This window comes from Stenotrophomonas indicatrix, from assembly GCA_041545745.1.
In the GTDB taxonomy this organism is placed as follows: Bacteria; Pseudomonadota; Gammaproteobacteria; order Xanthomonadales; family Xanthomonadaceae; genus Stenotrophomonas; species Stenotrophomonas indicatrix_A.
The window spans coordinates 1,196,946-1,219,397 of the sequence record CP168152.1 but is presented as its reverse complement, the minus strand read 5'-3'; the positions used below and the strand labels follow the sequence as shown (position 1 = coordinate 1,219,397).

General features: G+C 66.4%; 23 protein-coding genes. 14 read left to right on the top strand and 9 right to left on the bottom strand.

Going from position 1 to position 22,452, the window contains the following annotated elements; translation table 11 throughout:
• Positions 1–102: 102 nt before the first annotated feature.
• Entirely contained in the window at positions 103–1,323 is a 1,221-nt protein-coding gene (locus ACEF39_RS05605) for an RNA polymerase sigma factor (RefSeq protein WP_500287242.1), read from the top strand.
• A 59-nt stretch (positions 1,324–1,382) separates the two neighbouring features.
• Here the strand turns inward: ACEF39_RS05605 and ACEF39_RS05600 are convergent, their stop codons facing one another.
• Entirely contained in the window at positions 1,383–1,949 is a 567-nt protein-coding gene (locus ACEF39_RS05600) for an EF-hand domain-containing protein (RefSeq protein ID WP_500287241.1), read from the bottom strand.
• A gap of 156 nt (positions 1,950–2,105) precedes the next feature.
• Here ACEF39_RS05600 and ACEF39_RS05595 point away from each other — a divergent pair, with 156 nt between their 5' ends.
• Both ACEF39_RS05595 and ACEF39_RS05590 read left to right on the top strand, forming a co-directional pair.
• Positions 2,106–2,861 (top strand): arginyltransferase, encoded by a 756-nt coding sequence (locus ACEF39_RS05595; protein WP_500287240.1) that lies wholly within the window; start codon positions 2,106–2,108, stop codon positions 2,859–2,861.
• A gap of 38 nt (positions 2,862–2,899) precedes the next feature.
• On the top strand, positions 2,900–4,108 hold the full coding sequence (locus tag ACEF39_RS05590) for an endonuclease/exonuclease/phosphatase family protein (protein WP_500287239.1): 1,209 nt from the start codon (positions 2,900–2,902) through the stop codon (positions 4,106–4,108).
• A 114-nt stretch (positions 4,109–4,222) separates the two neighbouring features.
• Here the strand turns inward: ACEF39_RS05590 and purT are convergent, their stop codons facing one another.
• Entirely contained in the window at positions 4,223–5,410 is a 1,188-nt protein-coding gene (gene purT, locus ACEF39_RS05585; protein WP_500287238.1) for a formate-dependent phosphoribosylglycinamide formyltransferase, read from the bottom strand.
• Positions 5,411–5,556: 146 nt separating this feature from the next.
• Here purT and ACEF39_RS05580 point away from each other — a divergent pair, with 146 nt between their 5' ends.
• From ACEF39_RS05580 to ACEF39_RS05555, 6 genes are read left to right on the top strand one after another with little or no spacing between them, the layout of a single operon-like run.
• Positions 5,557–6,438, top strand: a complete 882-nt coding sequence (locus ACEF39_RS05580) for an SPFH domain-containing protein (RefSeq protein WP_500287237.1) — start codon at positions 5,557–5,559, stop codon at positions 6,436–6,438.
• A 45-nt stretch (positions 6,439–6,483) separates the two neighbouring features.
• Positions 6,484–6,663 (top strand): type II toxin-antitoxin system antitoxin, encoded by a 180-nt coding sequence (locus ACEF39_RS05575; RefSeq protein WP_005412615.1) that lies wholly within the window; start codon positions 6,484–6,486, stop codon positions 6,661–6,663.
• Positions 6,660–6,839: a DUF4177 domain-containing protein gene (locus ACEF39_RS05570; RefSeq protein WP_089239544.1), complete on the top strand. Its 180-nt coding sequence runs from the start codon at positions 6,660–6,662 to the stop codon at positions 6,837–6,839. The genes ACEF39_RS05575 and ACEF39_RS05570 overlap by 4 nt, the downstream gene beginning before the upstream one ends.
• 2 nt (positions 6,840–6,841) lie before the next feature.
• Complete coding sequence (locus ACEF39_RS05565; RefSeq protein WP_500287236.1) at positions 6,842–8,131, top strand: alpha/beta hydrolase; 1,290 nt, start codon at positions 6,842–6,844, stop codon at positions 8,129–8,131.
• Positions 8,128–8,721, top strand: coding sequence for a PH domain-containing protein (locus tag ACEF39_RS05560; protein WP_500287235.1), 594 nt, complete (start codon positions 8,128–8,130; stop codon positions 8,719–8,721). Before ACEF39_RS05565 ends, ACEF39_RS05560 begins: the two co-directional genes overlap by 4 nt.
• Positions 8,722–8,730: 9 nt before the next feature.
• The gene (locus ACEF39_RS05555; RefSeq protein WP_500287234.1) at positions 8,731–9,540 is read left to right on the top strand and encodes a M15 family metallopeptidase; all 810 of its coding nucleotides are present in this window, start codon (positions 8,731–8,733) and stop codon (positions 9,538–9,540) included.
• A 259-nt stretch (positions 9,541–9,799) separates the two neighbouring features.
• On the opposite strand, the gene ACEF39_RS05550 is transcribed toward ACEF39_RS05555, so the two are convergent.
• The 4 genes from ACEF39_RS05550 to ACEF39_RS05535 form a co-directional block, all read right to left on the bottom strand.
• Complete coding sequence (locus ACEF39_RS05550) at positions 9,800–10,171, bottom strand: DUF423 domain-containing protein (RefSeq protein ID WP_500287233.1); 372 nt, start codon at positions 10,169–10,171, stop codon at positions 9,800–9,802.
• A 103-nt stretch (positions 10,172–10,274) separates the two neighbouring features.
• Positions 10,275–11,348 carry a polyketide cyclase gene (locus ACEF39_RS05545; protein ID WP_500287232.1) on the bottom strand — a complete coding sequence of 358 codons (1,074 nt, stop codon included), beginning with the start codon at positions 11,346–11,348 and terminating at the stop codon, positions 10,275–10,277.
• A gap of 245 nt (positions 11,349–11,593) precedes the next feature.
• The gene (locus ACEF39_RS05540) at positions 11,594–12,235 is read right to left on the bottom strand and encodes a response regulator (RefSeq protein ID WP_025873873.1); all 642 of its coding nucleotides are present in this window, start codon (positions 12,233–12,235) and stop codon (positions 11,594–11,596) included.
• Entirely contained in the window at positions 12,235–13,440 is a 1,206-nt protein-coding gene (locus ACEF39_RS05535) for a sensor histidine kinase (protein WP_025873874.1), read from the bottom strand. The genes ACEF39_RS05540 and ACEF39_RS05535 overlap by 1 nt, the downstream gene beginning before the upstream one ends.
• A gap of 150 nt (positions 13,441–13,590) precedes the next feature.
• On the opposite strand from ACEF39_RS05535, the gene ACEF39_RS05530 reads away from it, so the two are divergent.
• From ACEF39_RS05530 to ACEF39_RS05510, 5 genes are read left to right on the top strand one after another with little or no spacing between them, the layout of a single operon-like run.
• The gene (locus ACEF39_RS05530) at positions 13,591–14,187 is read left to right on the top strand and encodes a GNAT family N-acetyltransferase (RefSeq protein WP_500287231.1); all 597 of its coding nucleotides are present in this window, start codon (positions 13,591–13,593) and stop codon (positions 14,185–14,187) included.
• Between the two features lie 2 nt (positions 14,188–14,189).
• A complete protein-coding gene (gene minC, locus ACEF39_RS05525; RefSeq protein ID WP_500287977.1) occupies positions 14,190–14,996 on the top strand; it encodes a septum site-determining protein MinC in 807 nt (268 codons plus the stop codon).
• 36 nt (positions 14,997–15,032) lie between these two features.
• A complete protein-coding gene (gene minD, locus ACEF39_RS05520) occupies positions 15,033–15,842 on the top strand; it encodes a septum site-determining protein MinD (RefSeq protein WP_100463870.1) in 810 nt (269 codons plus the stop codon).
• Positions 15,843–15,844: 2 nt separating this feature from the next.
• Positions 15,845–16,105, top strand: coding sequence for a cell division topological specificity factor MinE (gene minE, locus ACEF39_RS05515; protein WP_005408532.1), 261 nt, complete (start codon positions 15,845–15,847; stop codon positions 16,103–16,105).
• Positions 16,106–16,150: 45 nt separating this feature from the next.
• Positions 16,151–16,630: a hypothetical protein gene (locus tag ACEF39_RS05510; protein ID WP_049467711.1), complete on the top strand. Its 480-nt coding sequence runs from the start codon at positions 16,151–16,153 to the stop codon at positions 16,628–16,630.
• A gap of 75 nt (positions 16,631–16,705) precedes the next feature.
• Here ACEF39_RS05510 and ACEF39_RS05505 read toward each other — a convergent pair whose 3' ends face one another.
• The 3 genes from ACEF39_RS05505 to ACEF39_RS05495 form a co-directional block, all read right to left on the bottom strand.
• Complete coding sequence (locus tag ACEF39_RS05505; protein WP_500287230.1) at positions 16,706–17,950, bottom strand: DUF819 family protein; 1,245 nt, start codon at positions 17,948–17,950, stop codon at positions 16,706–16,708.
• Positions 17,951–18,075: 125 nt separating this feature from the next.
• Positions 18,076–20,154 carry a S9 family peptidase gene (locus ACEF39_RS05500; protein ID WP_500287229.1) on the bottom strand — a complete coding sequence of 693 codons (2,079 nt, stop codon included), beginning with the start codon at positions 20,152–20,154 and terminating at the stop codon, positions 18,076–18,078.
• A 265-nt stretch (positions 20,155–20,419) separates the two neighbouring features.
• Positions 20,420–22,384 (bottom strand): OPT family oligopeptide transporter, encoded by a 1,965-nt coding sequence (locus tag ACEF39_RS05495; protein WP_500287228.1) that lies wholly within the window; start codon positions 22,382–22,384, stop codon positions 20,420–20,422.
• Positions 22,385–22,452: the final 68 nt, after the last annotated feature.

Genomic DNA, 22,452 nt, shown 5'->3' with positions numbered 1-22,452 from the left:
CATGATGTTGCCGGCCAGCGGCCGGCACTACCATGCAGAAGGCAGGTCACAATCCGCACGCAGCTCCGTCATGGGACACAATCCCTGCAGGAGCCCGCCGCCATGACGACCTTCGCCGCAAGCATCGACGAGACCTTGGAACGCGACCTGCCGTCGGCGGCAGGCGGTTGCCAGCATGCCTATGGGCGCATCGTACTGGCCTGCCAGAACACGGTCACCGCCATCGCCCTGGCCATCACCGGCGACCGCCAGGCCAGCGAGGACATCGCCCAGGAAGCGTTCGTGAAGGGCTGGCAGCAGCTGCACCAGCTGCGCAGCGCGAGCAGCTTCCTGCCCTGGCTGCGGCAGATCACCCGCAACCTCGCCCGTGACTGGCTGCGCGCGCAACGTGGCCGACCGCTGAGCGGCGAGGCTGCCGAAGTGGCCTTGACCATGGCCGCGGATCCGACCCCGGGCGTGGCCGATCGCCTGCAGCGGCTGGAAGAGGAAATCGCCGCCGAGAACATCATCTCCGCCCTGCCCGCCGACAGCCGCGAAGTACTGCTGCTGTATTACCGCGAGGGCCAGCATTCGCAGCAGGTCGCTGACCTGCTCGGGCTGAGCGACGCGGCAGTACGCAAGCGCCTGTCGCGTGCCCGTGCGCAGGTGCGCGAGGGCCTGCTGCAGCGCTTCGGCGAATTCGCACGCAGCAGTGCACCCAGTGCCGCGTTTGCAACGACGGTGGTGTCGATGGTGCTGGTGGCAGCACCGGGCACGGCCAGCGCAGCGATCCTGCTGGGCACCGGCGTCGGCGTGGGCGGTAGCAAGCTGGGCTTGGGCGGTGTGAGTGCCGCCGGCGGTACGGCACTGGGTTCGCTTACGGCGGCCATTGGTGAAAGCCCGCTGGTCGGCAACGGCTTCAACGCGGGTCTGGTGGTCGGCGGCGTGGTGGGCGGTTTCGTCGGCTGCTACCTGGGCGGCCGCTACCTGCTGCGCTTCACCGAAACGCCAGCCGAGCAGGCGCAGATCATGCGCTTCGTCCGCTACAGCACCTTCACCGCGATGGGCATCTGCCTGGCGGTGCTGATCGGGGAAATGCTGAAGGCGCCGACGTGGATGATCACTTCGTCGTTGATGCTGGGCATGGGCGTGGTCAGCTACCAGTGCCTGGGGCCGCTGCAGCGGATCATGGCGCCACTGATCGCCCGAGACAACGCACGGCGGGGACGCACCGGCCGCAACTGGGTGTACGAATCCATGTACGGGCGAACGGCGATCATCAGCTGCTGCGTATTCCTGCTGCTGGCCATCGCTGGCGTGCACTGGCTGGAATCATTAGGCTGACCCACAAACAAACATCGCCGGCATGATGCCGGCGATGCAGGTACCTGGGGAGTGCGCGATCAGTTGCGCTGCGGCTTCGGCGCGGCGCCGTCACGCGGGCCGCCGTGGCGCGGCCCACCGTGCATCGGGCCCTTGGCGGCATCAAACTCGGCCTTGCTCAGCTGACCATCCTTGTTGGTGTCGGCCGCGGCGAACCAAGCGTCACGATGCTGCTTCATGCGCAGCTCGCGGTCGACCTTGTCCAGGTAGCCATCCTTGTTGAGGTCGAGCTGGTCGAAACGCTCGGCCAGGCGCGGATCGGCCTTGGCTTCCTCACGGCTGATGCGGCCATCCTTGTTCGCGTCCAGCTTGGCCCAACGCTCGCCACCGCGACCACCGTGGCGGCCATGCTTCCAGCGCGGCAGTTCATCACGCGAGAGCTTGCCGTCCTTGTTCTTGTCCAGCTCGTCGAATTTTGTGGCCAGGCGCGGGTTGGCCGCCGCTTCGCTGCGGTCGATGACACCATCGCCATTGGTATCCAGCTTGGCCGGGCGTTGTGCCGGTGCAGCCGGGGTGTCGGCGGCCAAGGCGATACCGGTCGCGGAAGTGCCGAGCAGCAGGGCCAGCAGCAGGGGGGTACGGATCATGGGGTCACTCCTGGGAATGGGATTGGCATCGGGGTGAACACCTCACCCTCGGAGGACAAGAACGCCTGACCACAGCCTCGGTTGACGCAGCCGCCTATCCCATTCATCCGGCGGACAGTCGCGGCCATTGCGACAGGCTGGAGCTATGCTGTGCCCATGGCGAGACACGGCGACAGAGACGACGAACTGCGACTGTTCCAGACCGGCGAGCACCCCTGCGGGTACTGGCCGGACCGGGTCGCGCGCGATCTGGTGCTGGACCCGCAGGACCGTCGCCTCGGCGGGCTGTATCCACTTGCCCTGAGCTGGGGATTCCGCCGCAGCGGTGATCTGGTCTATCGCCCGCACTGTGCGAACTGCCACGCCTGCGTCGCCGTGCGCATCCCGGTGGCGCGCTTCGCCCCAGACCGCAGCCAGCGCCGCTGCGCCGCCCGCAATGCCGACCTGGAAGTGCGCATCACTGCAGCCATGCCGCGAGAGGATCTGTTCGAGCTGTACCACCGCTACCTGGTACATCGTCATGCCAAGGGCGGCATGGACGACCACGGCCCGCACGAGTTCGAGCAGTTCCTGATCGGCAGCTGGTCGCACACGCGCTTCATGGAAATGCGCCTGCCCGGCCATGACGGCCAGCCCAGCCAGCTGCTGGGCGTGGCGGTGACCGATGTGACCGAGCACGGGCTGTCGGCGGTCTATACCTTCTTCGACCCCGCACATTCCGCCCGCGGGCTGGGCACGTTCGCGATCCTGCAGCAGCTGGAGTGGGCCCGCCGCGAGGGCCTGCCACATCTGTACCTGGGCTACTGGATACGCGAGCACCAGAAGATGGATTACAAGCGGCGCTACCGCCCGCTGGAGGCCTACGACGGCCGCCGCTGGCATGATTTCGATGACGATCTGGACGGACGCTGACAAACCACTGACACCGGGCCGAGTGCACAATACGGCCCATGAACGCCAAACCCCTGATCCTCGGCCTGGCCCTGCTCTGTGGCGCCACCGCTCCCGCCTTCGCCACGTCCCCCGCGATGACCGAAAAACCGTCTGCAGCGCTGCGCCTGGCCACCTACAACACCTCGCTGTATTCGGACGAAGCCGGCGGCCTGATCGCCGAGCTGGAAGGCGACAGCGAACACGCACGCAAGATCGCTGCGGTGCTGCAGCAGGCGCGTCCGGATCTGGTGCTGTTGAACGAATTCGATTTCGACGACGCCCATCGTGCCGCCGACCTGTTCCAGAAGCGCTACCTGGAAGTGGCCCAGCCCGGTGGCGGCAAGCCGCTGCACTTCGCCTACCGCTACCTGGCACCGGTGAACACCGGCGTGCCCAGCGGCCTGGACCTGGACAACAACGGTGTGGTCGGCGGCGAAGGCCGCGGCCGCGGCAACGACGCCTGGGGCTACGGCCTGCACCCGGGTCAGTACGGCATGCTGGTGCTGTCGCGTTACCCGATTGACGAAGCCAAAGTACGCAGTTTCCAGCTGCTGAAGTGGAGTGCGATGCCCGGCGCGATCCGTCCGGTCGATCCGCGTACCGGCAAGAGCTTCTACAACGACACCGTCTGGTCGCAGCTGCGGCTGTCGTCGAAGTCGCATTGGGACGTGCCGGTGAAGACCCCGGCTGGCGTGGTCCACGCGCTGGTCTCGCACCCGACGCCGCCGGTGTTCGACGGCCCGGAAAAGCGCAACGCCGCGCGCAACCATGACGAACTGCGCCTGTGGCAGGAATACCTGTCCAAGGGTGACAAGCCGTGGCTGTGCGACGACAAGGGTCAGTGCGGTGGCCTGGCCCAGGATGCACGCTTTGTCATCCTTGGCGACCTCAACAACGATCCGGTCGATGGCGATGGCCGCCACGAGGCGATCGTCGAACTGATCGAGAACGCCCGCGTTCTGCGCTACCCCACCCCGCGCAGCGTCGGCGCCGAGCAGACCAGCCTGGCCTATGCGGCCAAGGGCATCGCCCGCAAGGGTGCGCCGTTCCATGCCACCGGCGATTTCGGCCCGAAGTCCGGCACCATGCGCCTGGACTACGTGCTGCCCTCGACCGGTTTCGAGTACATCGGCAGCGGCGTGTTCTGGCCGGCCAATGAAAGTGCCGAGGCGAAGATCGCCGACGGTAGCGACCACCACCTGGTGTGGGTGGACGTGAAGCCGTAACCGGTGTTGATGGGGTACCGACCAACGGTCGGTACCCACCGGAAATCTGTACCGATCAACGGTCGGTACCCACCGAAATTCGGTAGGCGACGACCGTTGGTCGTCGCTTCTTTTTCAAGGGCGCAGTTCGACGCCGATTACTTCGGCGGCGTCGCGGGCAAGCGCACGCGCTTCGTCGATGGTTTCCGCGCGCGCCAGGGTCACGCCGACGCGGCGGTGGCCATGCACGCTCGGCTTGCCGAACAGGCGCACGGCGGTGTCCGGCACCTGCAGTGCGGCGGCAACGTTGTTGAAGTACGGCACGCCTTCGCCATGCGCCAGCAGCGCGCACGAGGCCGATGGGCCACTCTGGCGGATCACCGGGATCGGCAGGCCGAGGATGGCCCGCGCATGCAGCGCGAACTCGCTCAGCTCCTGCGAGACCAGCGTCACCAGGCCGGTGTCGTGCGGGCGCGGCGATACTTCGCTGAACCACACCTCGTCGCCCTTCACGAACAGTTCGACGCCGAACAGCCCCCAGCCACCGAGATCATCGGTGATCGCGCGCGAGATCTCCTCGGCACGCGCCAGCGCCTTGTCCGACATCGGTTGCGGCTGCCAGCTTTCGCGATAGTCGCCCTCCTTCTGCAGGTGCCCGATCGGCGCGCAGAACAAAGTGCCGCCGGCATGGCGTACGGTCAGCAGGGTGATCTCGTAATCGAAGTCGATGAAACCCTCGACGATGCAGCGGCCGGCACCGGCACGGCCGCCGGTCTGCGCGTACTCCCAGGCCGGGGCGATGTCCGCCTCGCTGCGCAGCGTGCTCTGGCCCTTGCCCGAGGACGACATCACCGGCTTGACCACGCACGGCAGGCCGATCGCCGCCACGGCGTCGCGGTACTCGGCCTCCGTATCCACGAAGCGGTACGGCGAGGTCGGCAGGCCCAGCGTCTCGGCGGCCAGGCGACGGATGCCCTCACGGTCCATGGTCAGGCGCGCCGCACGCGCAGTCGGGATCACCCGCAGGCCCTGCTCCTGTTCCAGCTGCACCAGGGTCTCGGTATGGATCGCCTCGATCTCCGGCACCACCAGGTGCGGCTGCTCCTGCGCGATCAACTGGCGCAGAGCCATCGCATCCAGCATGTCGATCACGTGCGAGCGGTGTGCCACCTGCATGGCCGGGGCATCGGCGTAACGGTCGGCAGCGATCACTTCCACGCCCAGCCGCTGCAGTTCGATGGCCACTTCCTTGCCAAGTTCGCCCGAGCCCAGCAGCAGCACGCGGGTGGCGGAGGGGGACAACGGGGTTCCAAGCTTGGCCATGGCGGGGGTTCCAGCAGCGATGTGAAGGCGGGTGGGCATTCTAGCCGGTCCAGCCGCAGCGCCTGGGCAAGCCCAGCCGACGAGCGGCAGTCCGAATGTGATATCACTTTGATATCTTAAATTCGAACCCTCAAGGACGTACCGCCATGAAAGAGAAGTCGCTGTCCTCCCTCAACGGCCTGGGCGCGCTCGCCGGGTCCCTGCTCGTAGCCCTCGCCGGCGGCGCCCTGTTCGTGGCTGGGGTCGCGGCGAAGGCCAGCACCGGCTCACCCAACGTGCTGCTGATCCTGGCCGGCCTGCTGATTGCTGCGCTGGCGCTGGTTGCGCTGGCCGGTCTGTACACCGTGCAGCCCAACCAGGCGGCGGTGGTCAGCCTGTTCGGCAAGTACGTAGGCACCGTCAAGGACAACGGCCTGCGCTGGAACAATCCCTTCTTCAGCAAGCGCCGCGTGAGCCAGCGCGTGCGCAATTTCGAGAGCGGCAAGCTGAAGGTCAACGAGCTGGACGGCAGCCCGATCGAGATCGCCGCGGTGATCGTCTGGCAGGTGGTCGATGCCTCCGAAGCGGTCTACAACGTGGACGACTACGAGAGCTTCGTGCACATCCAGTCCGAATCGGCACTGCGCGCGATGGCCACCAGCTACCCCTATGACCAGCACGAGGACGGCCAGCTTGCACTGCGCAGCCACGCCAGCGAGATCTCCCAGCACCTGAAGAACGAACTGGCCGAGCGCCTGGCCGATGCCGGCGTGCAGGTGATCGATGCGCGCATCAGCCACCTCGCCTACGCCGCTGAAATCGCCCAGGCGATGCTGCAGCGGCAGCAGGCAAACGCGGTCATCGCCGCACGCACGCGCATCGTCGCCGGCGCGGTCGGCATGGTCGAGATGGCGCTGGCCGAGCTGCAGAAGAACGGCGTGGTGCAGCTGGATGAGGAGCGCAAGGCGCACATGGTCAGCAACCTGTTGACCGTGCTGTGCTCGGACCGCGGCACGCAGCCGGTCGTCAACACCGGCTCGCTGTACTGAGCCACCCTCGCAACGGGGCGCCCCACCGCCCCGCCAGGAGTCTGCATGAGCGAGAAAAAAGCCTATCCGCTGCGCATCAACGCCGAGGTCCTGGCGGCCGCACAGCGCTGGGCGGACGATGAACTGCGCAGCCTCAACGCGCAGATTGAATACGTGCTGCGCGACGCCCTGCGCAAGGCAGGACGCCTGCCGAAACCCAAGCCATCGCCGGAGGACAAGGAATGAGCAAGCGCTGGAGCTACCTGACCGTCGAGGTCAAGACCACCATGATGGGCCTGCAGAAGGCTGACGACATCCAGGCCGAACTCAGCCGCCAGGGCCAGCTCGGCTGGGAACTGGTCAACATCATCATCCCGGCGCCGATGCGCCCGGCCCTGCTGGTCTTCAAGAAGGAGCTGTGACCATGGGCGCACGCCGCTCGTTGCTTGCTGTTTCCCTTGCCCTGTTGTCCGCCAGCGCATCCGCTGGCGAACCGCAGCAGGTCGCAGCACGCCTGCTCGATCACCTGCAGGCAGGGCGCACCGCCGATGCCGAGGCCATGCTGACCCCGCAGATGGCCGCAGCCGTGCCTGCCGACAAGCTGCAGGGCCTGTGGCAGTCGCTGGGTGAACTGAAGCAGCGCGGGCCGGCGCACAGCAGCGAGCAGCAGGGCCTGCACCTGGTGGAAGTACCACTGCAGTTCGCCAGCGGTGCAGTGATCGCGCAGGTGGCGGTGAACGCGCAGGACCAAGTGGCTGGCCTGCTGCTGCGCCCGGCCCCGGCCGCCAAGGCGCCGCCACCGCCATCCGACGCGAACTACAGCGAGGCCGATTTCAGCGTGCCACAGGCACGGGGTGCGCTGCCCGGCACCTTGTCCCTGCCCAAGGGCAAAGGACCGTTCCCGGCCGTAGTGCTGGTGCACGGCTCCGGCCCACAGGATCGCGACGAAACCATCGGTGGCAACCGCCCGTTCCTGGACATCGCCCGCGGCCTGGCCGCCCAGGGCATCGCCGTGCTGCGCTACGACAAGCGCACCCATGCGCGTCCCCAGGACTTCCAGAGCGGCAGCTTCAACGTTGATGACGAGACCACCGACGATGCCATCGCAGCGTTGAGCGCGTTGGCGGCGGACCCACGCATCGACGGCAAGCGGATCTTCGTGCTCGGCCACAGCCAAGGCGGCATGCTCGCCCCGCGCATCGCCAGCCGCTGGCCACAGGCGCGCGGCGCGATCCTGTGGGCTGCGCCTGCGCGCACATTGCTGGAGCTGTTGCCGGAGCAGAACCGCTACCTGCTGTCGCTGGACGGCTCGATCAGTGCGCCTGAGCAGGCGTTCCTGGACAAGCTGGCAGCACAGATCGCCGCGGCCCGCAGCGACACGCCTGCACCCGCCAGCGAACTGCCACTGGGCGTGCCGCAGACGTTCTGGAAGAGCATCGAAGCGGTGAACGCACGTGGCGATGCGCTGGCATTGAAAAAACCACTGCTGATGCTGCACGGCGGCCGTGACTTCCAGGTACCAGAAACGGATTGGGCACTGTGGAAAAAAGCCCTGGCCGACCGCAAGGACGTGCAATGGAAGGCCTATCCTGCCCTCAACCACATCGGCATCGCCGGCAGCGGCTCCAGTTCATTGAAGGAATACGCGCAGCCGGGCCATGTCGATGGGCAGCTGATCGATGACGTCGCTCATTGGGTGGAGTCGCAACGATGAGTGGCAGTGATGCACGCCCGTTCGACGTCGCCGAAAGCTCCTCGCTGCGGGTGCTGTGGGTACTGCTGCCGCTGCTGGCGGTACTGGGCATCGGCATCTGGTCGCAACTGCACGTCAGCCGCACCGACGTCCCCTGGATGGAGGTCACGCTGTCGCCGCCGTTCTTCCTGATGGGCGGCAGCGCGGCATGGAGCCTGGCGGTGATCGTGGTGATGGGAGTCGGCCTGGGCTGGGCGTTTTTCCGCCGGCGGGTGGAGCTGGCAGACAACGTACTGGACGTGCGTTCGACGCTGTACCGTCGCCGCACGCCGGTGGCCGACCTGCTGCTGGATCAGGCGGAGGTGGTCGACCTCGGCCGTGATCGCCGCTACGGCATCCGCTTCAAGACCAACGGCTACAGCATGCCCGGCTTCTACTCGGGGCACTTCCGCCTGCAGGGAGGTGGCAAGGGCTTTGCCCTGGTCACCGATCGCGCACGCACGCTGGTGATTCCGGTGCGCGGCGGCAGCACCCTGCTGCTCAGCCTGGAGCGCCCGCAGGCCCTGCTGGAGGCGCTGCGCAAGGTGGCCGCCACGGCGCCACGGCAGTAAGCTGGATCGATGCACCGCCCCCCTCCGCTGTTGATCAACACCGAGACCGTCGAACTGTGGCCAGCGCCACTGCTGCGCGCGCGCAGCAATCTCGACGCCCGCCTGCTGGCGCGCGCGCAATGGGTATTGCGGCGCAAGCAGGATGGCCGCTACCTGGCGGCAGTACTGGCGCACGGTGTGCACTCGCTGGTGCCGCGCCTGCCGCGGGAACAAGGCGTGGCGGAAGCGCTGGCGTTGCTGGATGGCGCACGGTCACGACCGTTCGGCGCTGCACTGGAAGACCAGTGGCTGCCGCTGGTTGGCCTGCAGCAGCGGCTGCAGCAGCTGGGTCTGGATGCACAGCGCTATGCGCACGACAGCGGGCTGACGCTGGAGGCCGAGCCCTGCCTGCTGCACTTCGCCGGACGTGATCGCTTCGCGCGCCCGTTGTGGCTGCGTCGCGGTGCCGCGCAGGGTTGGCGACGGATGCGCCTGCATGCCACGCGGGATGGCATTGCACTGGACGCGATCTCCGGCTTCCGCAGCCATGCGTATCAGCTCGGCATTTTCGAACGGAAGTTGGCGCGCGGGCAGAGCGTGCTGCAGATCCTGCAGGTCAATGCTGCGCCAGGATTCAGCGAACACCACAGTGGCCACGCACTGGACATCGGCACACCGGGGGATGCTCCCGCCGAGGAGAGCTTCGAGGCGACGGCCGCGTTTGCGTGGCTGCAGGCCAATGCCGCGGCGCACGGGTTCCATCTGAGCTATCCACGCGACAACCCGCATGGGATCGTCTACGAACCGTGGCACTGGTGCTGGAAACCGGCCAACGGCTGAGCCCCTCGTGGCGAAGGCCTGGAGCAGTCCGCGCATGGCCGCAGGCGGGATGAACTTGCGGGGGCCGCCGTAAATCCATCCCTGGAGGCTTGGGCGCCGCATCCATGCGGCTTACACCCCCGCAAGCTCACCCCGCCCGCGCCCCGGAATTGTTCCGGGTGCGTTCACCACGGAATGGAACAAGAGAGCAAAAGCAAACGCGGGTCGCTGCGCTTGACGCCGGGCGTGGCCCGGCGCTACCGGTGCTTGGACGTTGCGGCTAGCGCCGCAATGCATTGATACCCAGCAGTACCCACCCGGCCATCAGCGTGGTGCCACCTACCGGCGCCAGTCGCGTCGGCCACTGCCACAGCGCTCCGCCCACCAGGCTGCCAGAGAACAGCAGCACGCCCAGCAGCAACACGTACAACGCCAGATGCGCGATCACGCCCTGCGCGCGCGGGCCGAGGGCGACCAGCACCGCTCCGTGGGCAAAGGCGTACAACGCCGCCATGTTCAGGTGCTGCTGCGCCAGCGGATCGGACACGCCATGCGCGGCATAGGCGGACAGACCGATCGAGGCGGCCGCCAGCAGCGCCCCCAGGCAGGCCAGCAACGACGGTTTACGCGCGCGTCGTTCGGAATTGAACATGACAGCTCCTTGCGCAATGCCCGACACCGGGCTCGGGATAAAAAAAACGCGCCGCAGGAAGCGGCGCGTTTTCGTGTCCAACACTACATGGGTCAGCCGAGGCTTACTTGACGGCCCAGTAGATGTCGTACGTCGCTTCCGGGGTGAACGACTTGTCCACGCCATCCTTCCAGGTTTCGTACGGGCGGTCGATGACTTCGTTGCCCGAGGTCACGGCCCAGGCGCGCAGGGCGCTGCGGGCAACGTCCAGACCTGCCATGTGGCCGGTGTAGGCCGCATGCGCCGAGCGGTGCGGAGCAACGCGGACGTACTTGACCGGAGCGCCACCGTCGATCTTGACGGTCAGCTGTTCGGCCGGCACGCCTTCGGCACCCTTCTTCTTCACCGGCTGGGCGATGTCGAAGGCGTACTTCTCAGCACCGAAATCGGTGGTGATGATACGCAGCGGGCCAGCGGCTTCCAGGCCATTGGCCTCGATCACGCGCTTGATCCACTCCTGGTTGTCCTTGATGGACTTGCTGATGGACTCCTGGCCACGATCGACGTTGCCGGCGGTGACGACCAGCAGGTCCTCGGCCGGGACATCGACGATACCCAGATCGGTCAGCGGGGCTTCGGCAGTGCGGTAGTCGACATTCGGCACGGTGGCCAGCATGTTCGCCATGCGCGACAGGCCCATCTTGATGTCATCGCCGATCTGGCGGCTGACATACAGACCTGCGTAGCGGCCGAACAGGTCGAAGCCATACTTCACCGAGTAGTCCTGGGTGATCTTGACGTTGCGACCGCCCTTGCCGGTCGGCTCCAGGGTGAAGGTGCTGACCTTGTCGTGACCCTTGGTGGCGTCGTCGATGGCGATGACAACACGCTTGTTCTCTTCGGCTTCGGTCACCTTCCAGGAACCGGTGCCCAGGTCCTTGGAGGTGAAGTCGAGAGTGGCACCGACGCCGGAGGCCGGGCCGGACAGCTTCAGTTCAACGGCGGGATCGCGCAGTACCAGCGGGTTCCAGTCCTTGAAGCGGCGCAGACTGCTGACCGTGTCGTACACGATCGTCATCTTGCGGTTGGTCTCGATGCTTTCGGTGATGTGACGCTCGCCCGGCAGACAGACGCCAATGATGACGAACAGGCCAGCCACGATCCCCAAGGCGATCAGGAACTCGATAATACGGGTCATTCAGAGAGTCTCCGGGGCCGATCCCACGGCCGGGTTGATTGAAGCGAAGCGCCAATCCTAGCAGGCTTCGCGGGCATTGGTTATCGGGATTGGCGCACCGGTTTCCGTGCCGGCGGCGCATTTGTATGCACAAAGAATTCGAAGGGTAACGCATCCGCGTACCCGGCATGTAGGGGGCAATTGGGGGGCGACCCTGAATCCAGGCCCGGGCTGCATGCCAAGTCTTTGTCGCTAAAGGATTTTCCTCACACCAACTGGAGTTCAAACGCTTTCAATACCGCACGCGTACGGTCGCGCACGCCCAGTTTGGAGAGGATGTTGGACACATGGTTCTTGATCGTGCCCTCGGCGACCCCCAGCGAATTGGCGATCTCCTTGTTGGAGAAACCACTGGCCATCAGCCGCAGGATCTCGGTTTCACGGTCGGTCAGCGGGTCGGGGCGGTCCAGGCTGACGAAGTCGTTGCGCATGTGCTCCAGCCCGGACAGCAGGCGCTGGGTCACCGCCGGCTGCACCAGCGAACCGCCATCGGCCACCGTGCGGATCGCCCCGACCAGCTGCGCCAGGGTCACATCCTTGAGCAGGTAGCCCTTGGCGCCGGCCTTGAGCCCGGCCAGCACCAGCTGGTCATCGTCGAAGGTGGTCAGGATGATGGTCGGCGGCAGCTGTTCCTGCCGTGACAGCACCTGCAGCGCCTCCAGCCCCGACATCACCGGCATGCGCATGTCCATCAGGACCACGTCCGGACGGATCTGCGGGATCAGCTCGACCGCTTGGCGGCCATCAGCGGCCTCGGCCACCACTTCGATGCCGTCGTCAAGCGCCAGCAGCGAGCGGATCCCCTGCCGCACCAGGGTTTGGTCGTCGACCAGGCAGACGCGAATCATCAACGCACTCCTTCAGGAACCTGGGTAAGGGCCGCCAGCACCGTTGCCGGTACCGTCGCCCGCAGCCGGAAGCCTTCGCCGGGGCGGGTCTCCACCTGCAGCTGGCCTCCACATTGTTGCAGGCGTTCACGCATGCCGCGCAAACCATTGCCCACATTGACAGTTTCCGCCCCGACACCGTCGTCGCGGGCTTCCACCACGACCTGGTCCGGAACCTCACGGTACACCCGCAACCACAGGTGGCGGGCGCCGGCGTGGCGCACCGTGTTGGTGATGATCTCCTGGGTGCAGCGCAGCAGCACGTGGGCCCGCTGCGGGTCTTCCACGTTCAGCGGCTCCTCGATCTCCAACTGGATGTCCAAAGAAGGCACGTGCTCGGTCAGCGGACGCAGGGCAGCGGCCAGGTCGATGGCACCGGTCTCGCGCAGCTGGCTGACCACCTCGCGTACGTTGCCCAACAACAGTTTGGCCAAGGCATGTGAGCGCTTCACGTGCTCCAGCGCCTGGCCCTCGGCCAGATGGCCGGCCACCTCCAGGTTCAGGGTCAGCGCGGTCAGTTGGTGGCCCAGCAGGTCGTGCAGTTCACGCGAAATGCGGGTGCGCTCGTTCACCCGGGCGCTTTCGGCCAACAGCGCACGGGTAGCGCGCAGCTCGGCATTCAGCCGGCGCTGCTCCTCGCGTGCCTCGGCCTGGCGGCGGGCCACCAGCGCGATCACGAACACGAAGCTGGAGAAGCCCATGTAACCGACGGCCTGCAGCACGGCGATGACCGGCGGGAAGCCCAGAGGCTGGATGTAGACCGGCAGCACGGCCAGGTTGCTGGCCACCAGCCACACCACGCCGATGCGCGGGCCCAGCAGCCAAGGCAGCAGGCCAGCCACCACCATCAGCAGGATGCTGCCCAGCGCGGTGCCGGAGAAATAGCTCACGCCGATCGCGCAGGCCGTCAGCAGGATCAGCGCGGCATGGTCGAAGAAGCCGGGCCGGCTTTCGCCCAACGAGCGGGTCAGCACCCAGTACACGAAGCCGAAGGCCAGGTAGGCCGAGGCCCAGGGAATGATCCGGAAGCCGGCCTCGCCGTCCAGGCTCTCCAGTGTCAGCGACACCGGATCGATCAGGTAGATCGCAAGCCAAAGGCCGACGGTGCCCCAGGTGAACAACCCGGAGTAGCGCAGCATCGCATTGTGGTTGAGTCGGGCCAGCATGGCCCATCGTAGCCTGTGCGCGTCAGGGCCCAAGGGCATAAAGTCATGTTCGGCGCGGCCCCCTGTTCATGCCGCAGCCCACCCCGGGCATGCAATAATCATGCGCAGGGTCCGTACATGGGACCAACCGCGTTACCCCACGGAGTCACAATGTCGATTGTCATCCGCGACGTGCGCGAGCACGAGCTCGATTCCGTCCTGGCTTTGAACAACAATGCTGGCCTGGCCATCCTTCCCCTGGATGCCGAGCGCCTGCGCCTGTTCTACGCAACCGCTGAATATTTCCGCGTCGCCGAGCGCGACGGCAACCTGGCCGGCTTTTTGATCGGCTTCGGCAGCGACAGCCAGCACGACAGCAGCAATTTCGCCTGGTTCAAGCAACAGCTGAACTCCCCCTTCTTCTATATCGACCGCATCGTGGTCGCCAGCCGCCGTCGCGGTGGTGGCGTCGGCCGTGCGTTCTATGCCGACGCACAGAGCTTCGCCGAGCTGCGCTACCCGCAGATGACCTGCGAGGTGTTCCTGGACCACGGTGCCGATGCCGCCCTGCTCTTCCACGGCAGCTTCGGCTTCCGCGAGCTGGGCCAGAACACCATGCCGCAGGTGGACGTGCGGGCCAGCATGCTGGCCAAGGAACTGTGCAGCTTCCCGTGGGTGAACGAAACCTATGGCGGCAAGCTGCCTGATGTGGCGTGGGCACGCGACCGGCAGCTGCCGGCGCAGGCACAGCGGTCGACGGGGACCTGAGCGTGGCGGTGAATTTCGATTACGAACAGGCCGGTGAACTGAAGATCGGCCAGGTGGGCATCGCCAACCTGCGCATCCGCACCCTCGATGTTGAACGCCTCGTGCAGGAAATGCAGGAACGGGTGAGCCGTGCGCCGAAGCTGTTCGGCCGGGCGGCGGTGATCCTGGACTTCGGCGGCCTCAGCCAAGTGCCCGATGTGGCGACGGCGCAGGCGCTGGTGGATGGCCTGCGCGGTGCCGGCGTATTGCCGGTGGCACTGGCCTATGGCACCAGCGCGGTCGACCTGCTCTCGCAGCAGCTTGGCCTGCCACTGCTGGCCAAGTTCCGTGCCCAGTACGAGCGCGCCGAAGCAGAGCCTGCCCCGCCGCCGCCGGCACCAGCACCGGAACCGCGCCGTGCCGCGCGTGCCGAGGCGAAGGCCGCTTCCGCACCGGCTCCGGCCACGCCGATGGGCAAGGCCGCCGATGCCGCCGCGCCACAGCCGGGCCGCATGCAGTTGGGTAACGTGCGTTCGGGCCAGCAGCTGTATGCGGAAAACTGCGACCTGACCGTGATGGCCACCGTCGGCGCCGGCGCCGAGGTCATCGCCGATGGCAGCATCCATATCTACGGAACCCTGCGCGGCCGTGCGCTGGCAGGGGCCCAGGGCAACACCGCGGCACGCATTTTCTGCCGTGATTTCCATGCGGAACTGGTCGCCATTGCAGGCCATTACAAGGTGCTGGACGATGTCCCGGAAACCCTGCGCGGCAAGGCCGTGCAGGTGTGGCTGGAACAGGACCAGATCAAGATCGCTGCGCTGGACTGACGCAGCACCTCAAACAGAATCATCAGGAGAAGTCCTTTGGCTGAAATCATCGTAGTCACCTCCGGCAAAGGCGGCGTCGGCAAGACCACTTCCAGCGCCAGCCTTGCCTGCGGCCTGGCAAAGCGTGGCAAGAAGGTGGCGGTGATCGACTTCGACGTCGGCCTGCGCAACCTCGACCTGATCATGGGTTGCGAACGCCGCGTGGTGTACGACTTCGTCAATGTCGTGCACGGCGAAGCCACCCTCAAGCAGGCCCTGATCAAGGACAAGCGCTTCGACAACCTGTTCGTGCTGGCTGCCTCGCAGACCCGCGACAAGGATGCGCTGACCCAGGAAGGCGTAGGCAAGGTCCTGAAGGACCTGGCCGCCGACGGCTTCGAGTACATCATCTGCGACTCCCCGGCAGGCATCGAGAAAGGCGCCTTCCTGGCGATGTACTTCGCCGACCGCGCAGTGGTGGTGGTGAACCCGGAAGTTTCTTCGGTACGCGACTCGGACCGCATCATCGGCCTGCTCGATTCGAAGACCCACAAGGCCGAATCCGGCCAGGACGTGCCGGCCTTCCTGCTGCTGACCCGCTACACCCCGGTGCGCGTGGAAAGCGGCGAGATGCTCAGCATCGCCGACGTCGAGGAGGTCCTTGGCCTGAAGGCGATCGGCGTGATCCCCGAATCGGGCGACGTGCTCAATGCCTCCAACAAGGGCGAGCCGGTCATCCTGGACGGCGAGTCCGCTGCCGGCCAGGCCTATGACGACGCCGTCGCGCGCATCCTCGGTGAAGAACGCCCGATGCGCTTCACCAACGTCGAGAAGAAGGGCTTCTTCAGCAAGCTGTTCGGAGGGTAAGCATGGGCCTGTTTGATTTCCTCAAAGCGAAGAAGACCACCGCCGAAACCGCCAAGAACCGCCTGCAGATCATCATCGCGCAGGAGCGCAGCCACCGTGGCGGTCCCGACTACCTGCCACTACTGCAGCGCGAGCTGCTGGAAGTGATCAAGAAGTACGTGAACATCGACGTCGATGCAGTGAAGGTAGACCTGGTCAAGGATGGCCAGCACGACGTGCTGGACATCTCCGTGGCGCTGCCTGAAGGCCCGGACAAACCCTGACCCCTGCCCCGCCCGTGCCTGCATGGGCGGGGCTGCCTGACCCGCATGACTGATACCACGCCCGAACCGAACGTTACCCGCGTCGGCGACATCGCCTTCGCCGATGCCCAGCGCCTGCTCGCGGCACATGAGCTGCGCCTGCACCGCGTTGCGGCCGGCGAGCCGATCCCGGGCAGTTATTGGGGCGAGCCCGAGGCCGGCATCATCGCCAGCGACGTGTACGTGCGCGATGACACGCCGGTGCATTCGATGCTGCACGAGGCCTGCCACCTGATCGTGCTGCCGCCGGAGCGGCGCGCGCAGGTGCATACCGACGCCACCGATTCGGTGCCCGAAGAAGATGCCACCTGCTACCTGCAGATCGTGCTGGCCGGACACCTGCCCGGTGTCGGCAGCGAGCGGCTGATGGCCGACATGGATGCGTGGGGGTACACGTATCGCTTGGGGTCGACGAAGGCGTGGTTCGAGCAGGACGCGGAAGACGCGAAAGCGTGGTTGATCGAACGCGGGTTGCCGGTGGCGTGATCCCCCGTGAACCGGGGTCAGATCCCTTTTGCACAGCAAAAGGGATCTGACCCCATCGCCCCGACCGTTGAATGATCAGCCCTGCCCTGCCAGCGCGCGCAGGGTGATGCCGACCACATACGCCAGATAGGTGCCGGTGGCATACCCCATCGTGCCCAGCAGCACGCCCACCGGCGCCAGCGCCGGATGGAACGCGGCGGCCACCACCGGCGCCGAGGCCGGGCCACCGATGTTCGACTGCGAACCGATGGCGAAGTAGAAGAACGGCACCTTCAGCAGCTTGCCCAGGCACCACAGCAGCACGATGTGCACGCTGATCCAGATGAGGCCGAGCAGGAACAGCCACGGGCGGTCCAGCAACGCAAGCAGATCCATCTGCATGCCGATGCAGGCGATCAGGAAGTACAGCAGCAGCGAACCCAGGCGCGAGGCGCCCGCGCCCTCCAGCGTACGTGCACGGGTGAAGCTCAGGCCCAGGCCGAGCGTGGTCGACAGCACCACCACCCACACGAACGGCGCGTCCAGGCTGAACTGCGATGCCCAGCTGACATTGACCTTGAACCAGGCCGCCAGCGGCGCGCCGATGGCGTGGGCAAGACCGACGCCACCGAAGGCCACGGCCACGATCAGCATCAGGTCGGTCAGGCTGGGAATACGCTCGTGCTCGGCCTGGAAGCGTGCGATGCGCTCCTTCAGCTCGTCGATGGCGGAGGTATCGGCACCGCTGCGTGCATCGATCTTCGCCGCGCGCCCGGCCAGGAAGATCAACGCCGCCATCCACACGTAGCCAACCCCCACATCGACCACCGCGAACTGGCCGAAGGTGGTCGCGTTGACATCGAACACTTCGCGCATGGCCAGCATGTTGGCACCGCCGCCGATCCAGCTGCCGGCCAGTGCCGCCATGCCGGCCCAGGTGTCGCCGGCGACGGTATCGGGATGGATCGCACGCATCACCAGGAACGCCACCACCGCACCCAGCATGATGCTGGCCGAGGCCCCCAGGTACATCAGCACCAGCTTCGGCCCCAGCCGCAGGATGCCCTTGATGTCCACCGCCAGGGTCAGCAGGATCAGCGCCGCCGGCAGCAGGATGTCACGCGCGATGGGGTTGTACAGCCTGGTGTTCTGCCCGTCGATCAGGCCGAACGTGTTGTAGATGCCCGGCAGCAGATAACACAGCAGCAGCGCCGGCACGAAGGTATAGACGCGCTTCCACAGGCCCTGCTCGCGCGAGGCGGTCCAGAACACGGCGCCAAGAGTGGCGGCGATCAGGCCGAAGACGACGATGTCGTTCTGGATCAGGGCAGTCGAGGGCATGCAGGCGCTCTTGTTCGGGGTCGGATCCCTTTCGCCATGCGAAAGGGCTCTGCCCCCAGGGACGGTCGATGGCGGGGTCAGAGCCCCTCCGCCGTGCGGAAGGAATCCGACCCCTCGGCGCTACATCAGTTGCCGATGTGCTGCTTCAGCCAGGCGTTGACGGTGTCGTGCCAGAGGATGCTGTTGTTCGGCTTCAGCACCCAGTGGTTTTCATCCGGGAAGTACAGGAACTTCGATTCGATGCCCTGGCGCTGGGCGGCGGTGAACGCGGCCAGGCCCTGCTCGACCGGAATGCGGAAGTCCTGCTGGCCGTGGATCACCAGGATCGGCTTCTTCCAGTCAGCCACGTGGTTGACCGGATTGAACTTCTCATAGTTCGCCGCCTTCTGGTAAGGGGTCCCGCCCTGCTCCCATTCGGTGAACCACAGCTCTTCGGTGGCGTAACCCATCATGCGCTGGTCGAACACGCCGTCATGGTTGACCAGGCACTTGAACGGGCTGTTCCAGTTGCCGGCGATCCAGTTGACCATGAAGCCACCGTAGCTGGCGCCCAGTGCGCAGGCCTTGTCACCGTTGAGGAAGTCGTACTTCTTCAGCGCCGCGCTCCAGCCCTTCTGCAGGTCTTCCAGCGGGCGGTCGCCCCAGTGCTGGCTGATCGCATCGGTGAAGGCCTGGCCGTAGCCGGTTGAGCCATGGAAGTCGATCATCACCACGGCGTAGCCCTGGCCCGCATAGGTCTGCGGGTTCCAGCGGTAGCTCCAGCCGTTGCCGAAGCTGCCCTGCGGGCCGCCGTGGATCAGGAACGCAACCGGGTACGACTTGCCTTCCTGGTAGTTGTGCGGCTTGACCACGTAACCGTGCACGGTGTCGTTGTTCCAGCCCTTGAACTCGAACTGCTCGTAGTCGCCGAAGGACACGTCCTTCAGCACCTCACCAGCAGCCGGGGTCAGCGCGCGCAACGCGCCGATCGGCTCGCCAGCGGCCGGCAGCAGGCCGACCAGCACCTGGTCGTTGCTCTTCAGGCTGTTGCGGGTGATCGCCACGCTGTTGCCGGCCACGTCCACAGCAGTGACGCTGCCGTCGCCGATCAGCTTGGTCGCCTTGCCGCTGGCCACGTCGATCTGGAACAGCGGGTGCTCGCCGAGGTCATCTGCCGTGGTGTAGATGCTGGCGCCGTCGGCGGACAGGGCGATGCCACCGGCCGAACGGTCCCACTGCGGCGCGATCTCGCGCGCCTTGCCGCTGGCCAGGTCCATCGCCATCAGGCCGAAACGGTCGGCTTCAAAGCCGGGGCGCTTCATCGCGCGGTAGAACAGGGTCTTGCCGTCGGCGCTGAACACCGGGCCGGCATCCCACGCCGGGTTGGACGCGGTCAGGTTGACCGGCGCCTGCTTGCCCGCAGCATCGAAGCGGTACAGGTCGAAGTTGGTCGACCACGGCTCCTGCTTGCCGGCCACGCGGATGCTGGCGACCACGCTGCTGCCATCCGGCGACCAGGTGAAATCGTCATTGCCACCGAACGGCTTGGACGGAGCGTCGCCGTCGATGGTCGCGCTCAGCGCCGAAGCGCCCTTGACTGCACCGGCCTTGGCCGCCGGCAACGGCGCGACGAACAGGGTGTTGCGGCGGCCGTCGTTCCAGGTATCCCAGTGGCGCACGAACAGCGAATCGAAGACCTTGCCGCTGGCCTTGGCGCCTTCCACGTCCTTCAGCTTCTTTTCGGTGCAGGCCAGGTCCGAGGCACAGGCCTGGAACACGCCAGCGCTGAACAGCACGCGGTCGTCCTGCGGCGACACGTGGTAGCTGTCCACGTCCACCGGGAAATCGGTCAGCTGGCGCGGGGCGCCGCCGCTGATCGGCTGTGCGTACAGCTGCTGGCTGCCGTTCTTGGCGCTGAGGAAGTACACGGTCTGGCCATCGGCCGACAGCGATGCGGAGTTGACGTTCCAGCCAGCCGGCGTGATCTGCTTCGGCGGTGCCGCGTCGCGGGTGCGCAGGTTGCGCGCGAACAGTGCGGTGCTGGCCTTGAGGTTGGCATCGGTGCTGCGCTTGGCGAACACCACGGTGCCGCCGTCGGCGGTCAATACCGGCGCGGAGACGCGGTCCATCGCCACCATGTCGCGGACTTCCAGGCCACGGGCAGCGGCGACGCTGGGCAGGGCAGCCAGCAGGCTCAGTGGCAGCAGGGCATGACGCAGTTTCATCGGGGTCTCCGCAGGACGGCAAAAGACCGATGGTAGGCCTGCGCGACCGGGGCTGCCAAGGCCATCGGTCATGGCTGCCTGCGGGGGTTGGCTCCGCCGCCAGAAACAGCAAACCGCGCCGTAGCGCGGTTTGTGGTAGTGCCGGCCGCTGGCCGGCAACCAGGGGCATCACGGCATTCCGGGATTGCCGGCCAGCGGCCGGCACTACCCATTGAACCTGGGGTCAGAGCCCTTCCCTGCGGGAAGGGATCCGACCCCGTGGGCGTCATGCCACGGCGCGCTTGCCGGTGCGGTAGATCAGCCAACCGACCAGGAACAGCACGGCCAGGCCGATCCACTGCGCGGCCGGCAGGTGGAACGGCACGGCCAGCACGTCGGCACGGCTGCTGACCACGATCGGCACGGCGATGGCGATACCCATCAGCGCCTCACCGGTGATCAGGCCGGCAGCGAACAGCACGCCCGGCTTGTGCACGCGGTCGCGGCCTTCTTCGTCATCGGCGCGCACCTTGTGGAAGCGCTCGACCAGGTAGGAGATCAGGCCACCGAGGAAGATCGGCACCATCAGTTCCAGCGGCAGGTAGATGCCGATCGCTGCGGCCAGCACCGGCACGCGGAAACGCGAGTCGCGCGACTTCAGCCAGCTGTCGAACGCGATGATGGCGGCACCGACCACGGCACCGATACCGATGAAGGTCCACGGCAGCTCGCCGCCGAACAGGCCCTTGGCCACCGACGCCATCAGGTTGGCCTGCGGTGCGGCCAGCGCATTCGGGTGCAGCTCGGACTTGACGCCGATGCCGTAGGCGGTGGCCAGCAGGTTCAGCACCGGGGCCATGATCAGCGCGCACGAGAACGCGCCGATGCCCAACATCAGCTGCTGCTTCCACGGAGTGGCACCGACGATGTAGCCGGCCTTGAGGTCCTGCAGGTTGTCGCCACCAACGGCGGCGGCACAGCACACCACCGCGCCGATCATGATCGCGGCCACCGCGCCCAGTGGCGCACCGAAGGCACCGACCGGCTGCAGGCCGTCCTTGCCCAGCAGCAGCACCAGCACCGCCGAAGCGAACAGGATGGTGGAGATGGTGATGCCCGAGACGGGGTTGTTGGACGAACCGATCAGGCCGGCCAGGTAAGCCGATACCGAGACGAACAGGAAGCCGGCGACGATCATGATGAGGGTCATCGGGATGGACACGTGCCACTGGCCGACAATGGCCTGGTACAGCGCCAGCAGCGGCAGGGTGAACACCACCAGGGCCACCAGCATCCACTTCATCGGCAGGTCGCGCTCGGTGTGCGCCAGCGCCGGGCCACCGCTCTTGCGCGCGGCCGCAAAGCCGCTTTTGACGCCGTTGAGCAGCGACTTGCGCAGCGAGATCAGGGTCCAGATGCCACCGATCAGCATTGCGCCGACGCCCAGGTAACGCATCTTCGCGCCCCAGATGGCGAACGCCGCTTCGGTGGACGAGGCGGTGGCGATCGAGGCGGCCAGCGCCGGATCGGTGTTCATGAAGAACGCCTGGTAGATCGGAATGGCGATGTGCCAGGTCAGGATCGAGCCGGACACCACCACGATGCCGACGTTGAGGCCGACGATGTAGCCCACGCCCAGCAGTGCGGGCGACAGGTTGGTGCCGATGAAGGCGGTGACCTTGGAGCTGCCGACATAGGCCGAAGTGGCCCAGGCGTCGGGGATCAGGCGCATGCCGCTTTCCGCGGCCAGCTTGACGAAGGCACCGATCACCGCCGACAGGCCGAGGATCTTCAGGCCCGGGCCGGGGTTTTCACCGGCCTTGAGCACTTCAGCTGCCGCCTTGCCTTCCGGGAACGGAAGCGGGTCTTCGACGATCATCGAACGGCGCAGCGGCACCGAGAACAGCACGCCCAGCAGGCCGCCGAGACCGGCGATGCCCAGCACCCACCAGTACTTGAAGTCCGGCCAGTAGCCCATGATCACCAGCGCGGGGATGGTGAAGATCACACCGGCGGCGATCGACGAACCGGCCGAAGCGCCGGTCTGCACGATGTTGTTCTCAAGGATCGAACCGCCACCCAACAGGCGCAGCACGCCCATGGAAATGACCGCGGCGGGAATCGCGGTGGCGATGGTCAGGCCTGCGAACAGACCGAGGTAGGCGTTTGCGGCCGACAGCACCACCGCCAGCACGATGGCCAGGACCACCGCGCGGAAAGTGAGCTGCTTGGGCGCAGCGTCATGGTTCATGAAAGCCCCTGCTGGCAAAAAATCCCTGCCACGCTAGCGTTCAGGGGACAGCAAGTCCAGTGCGGTTG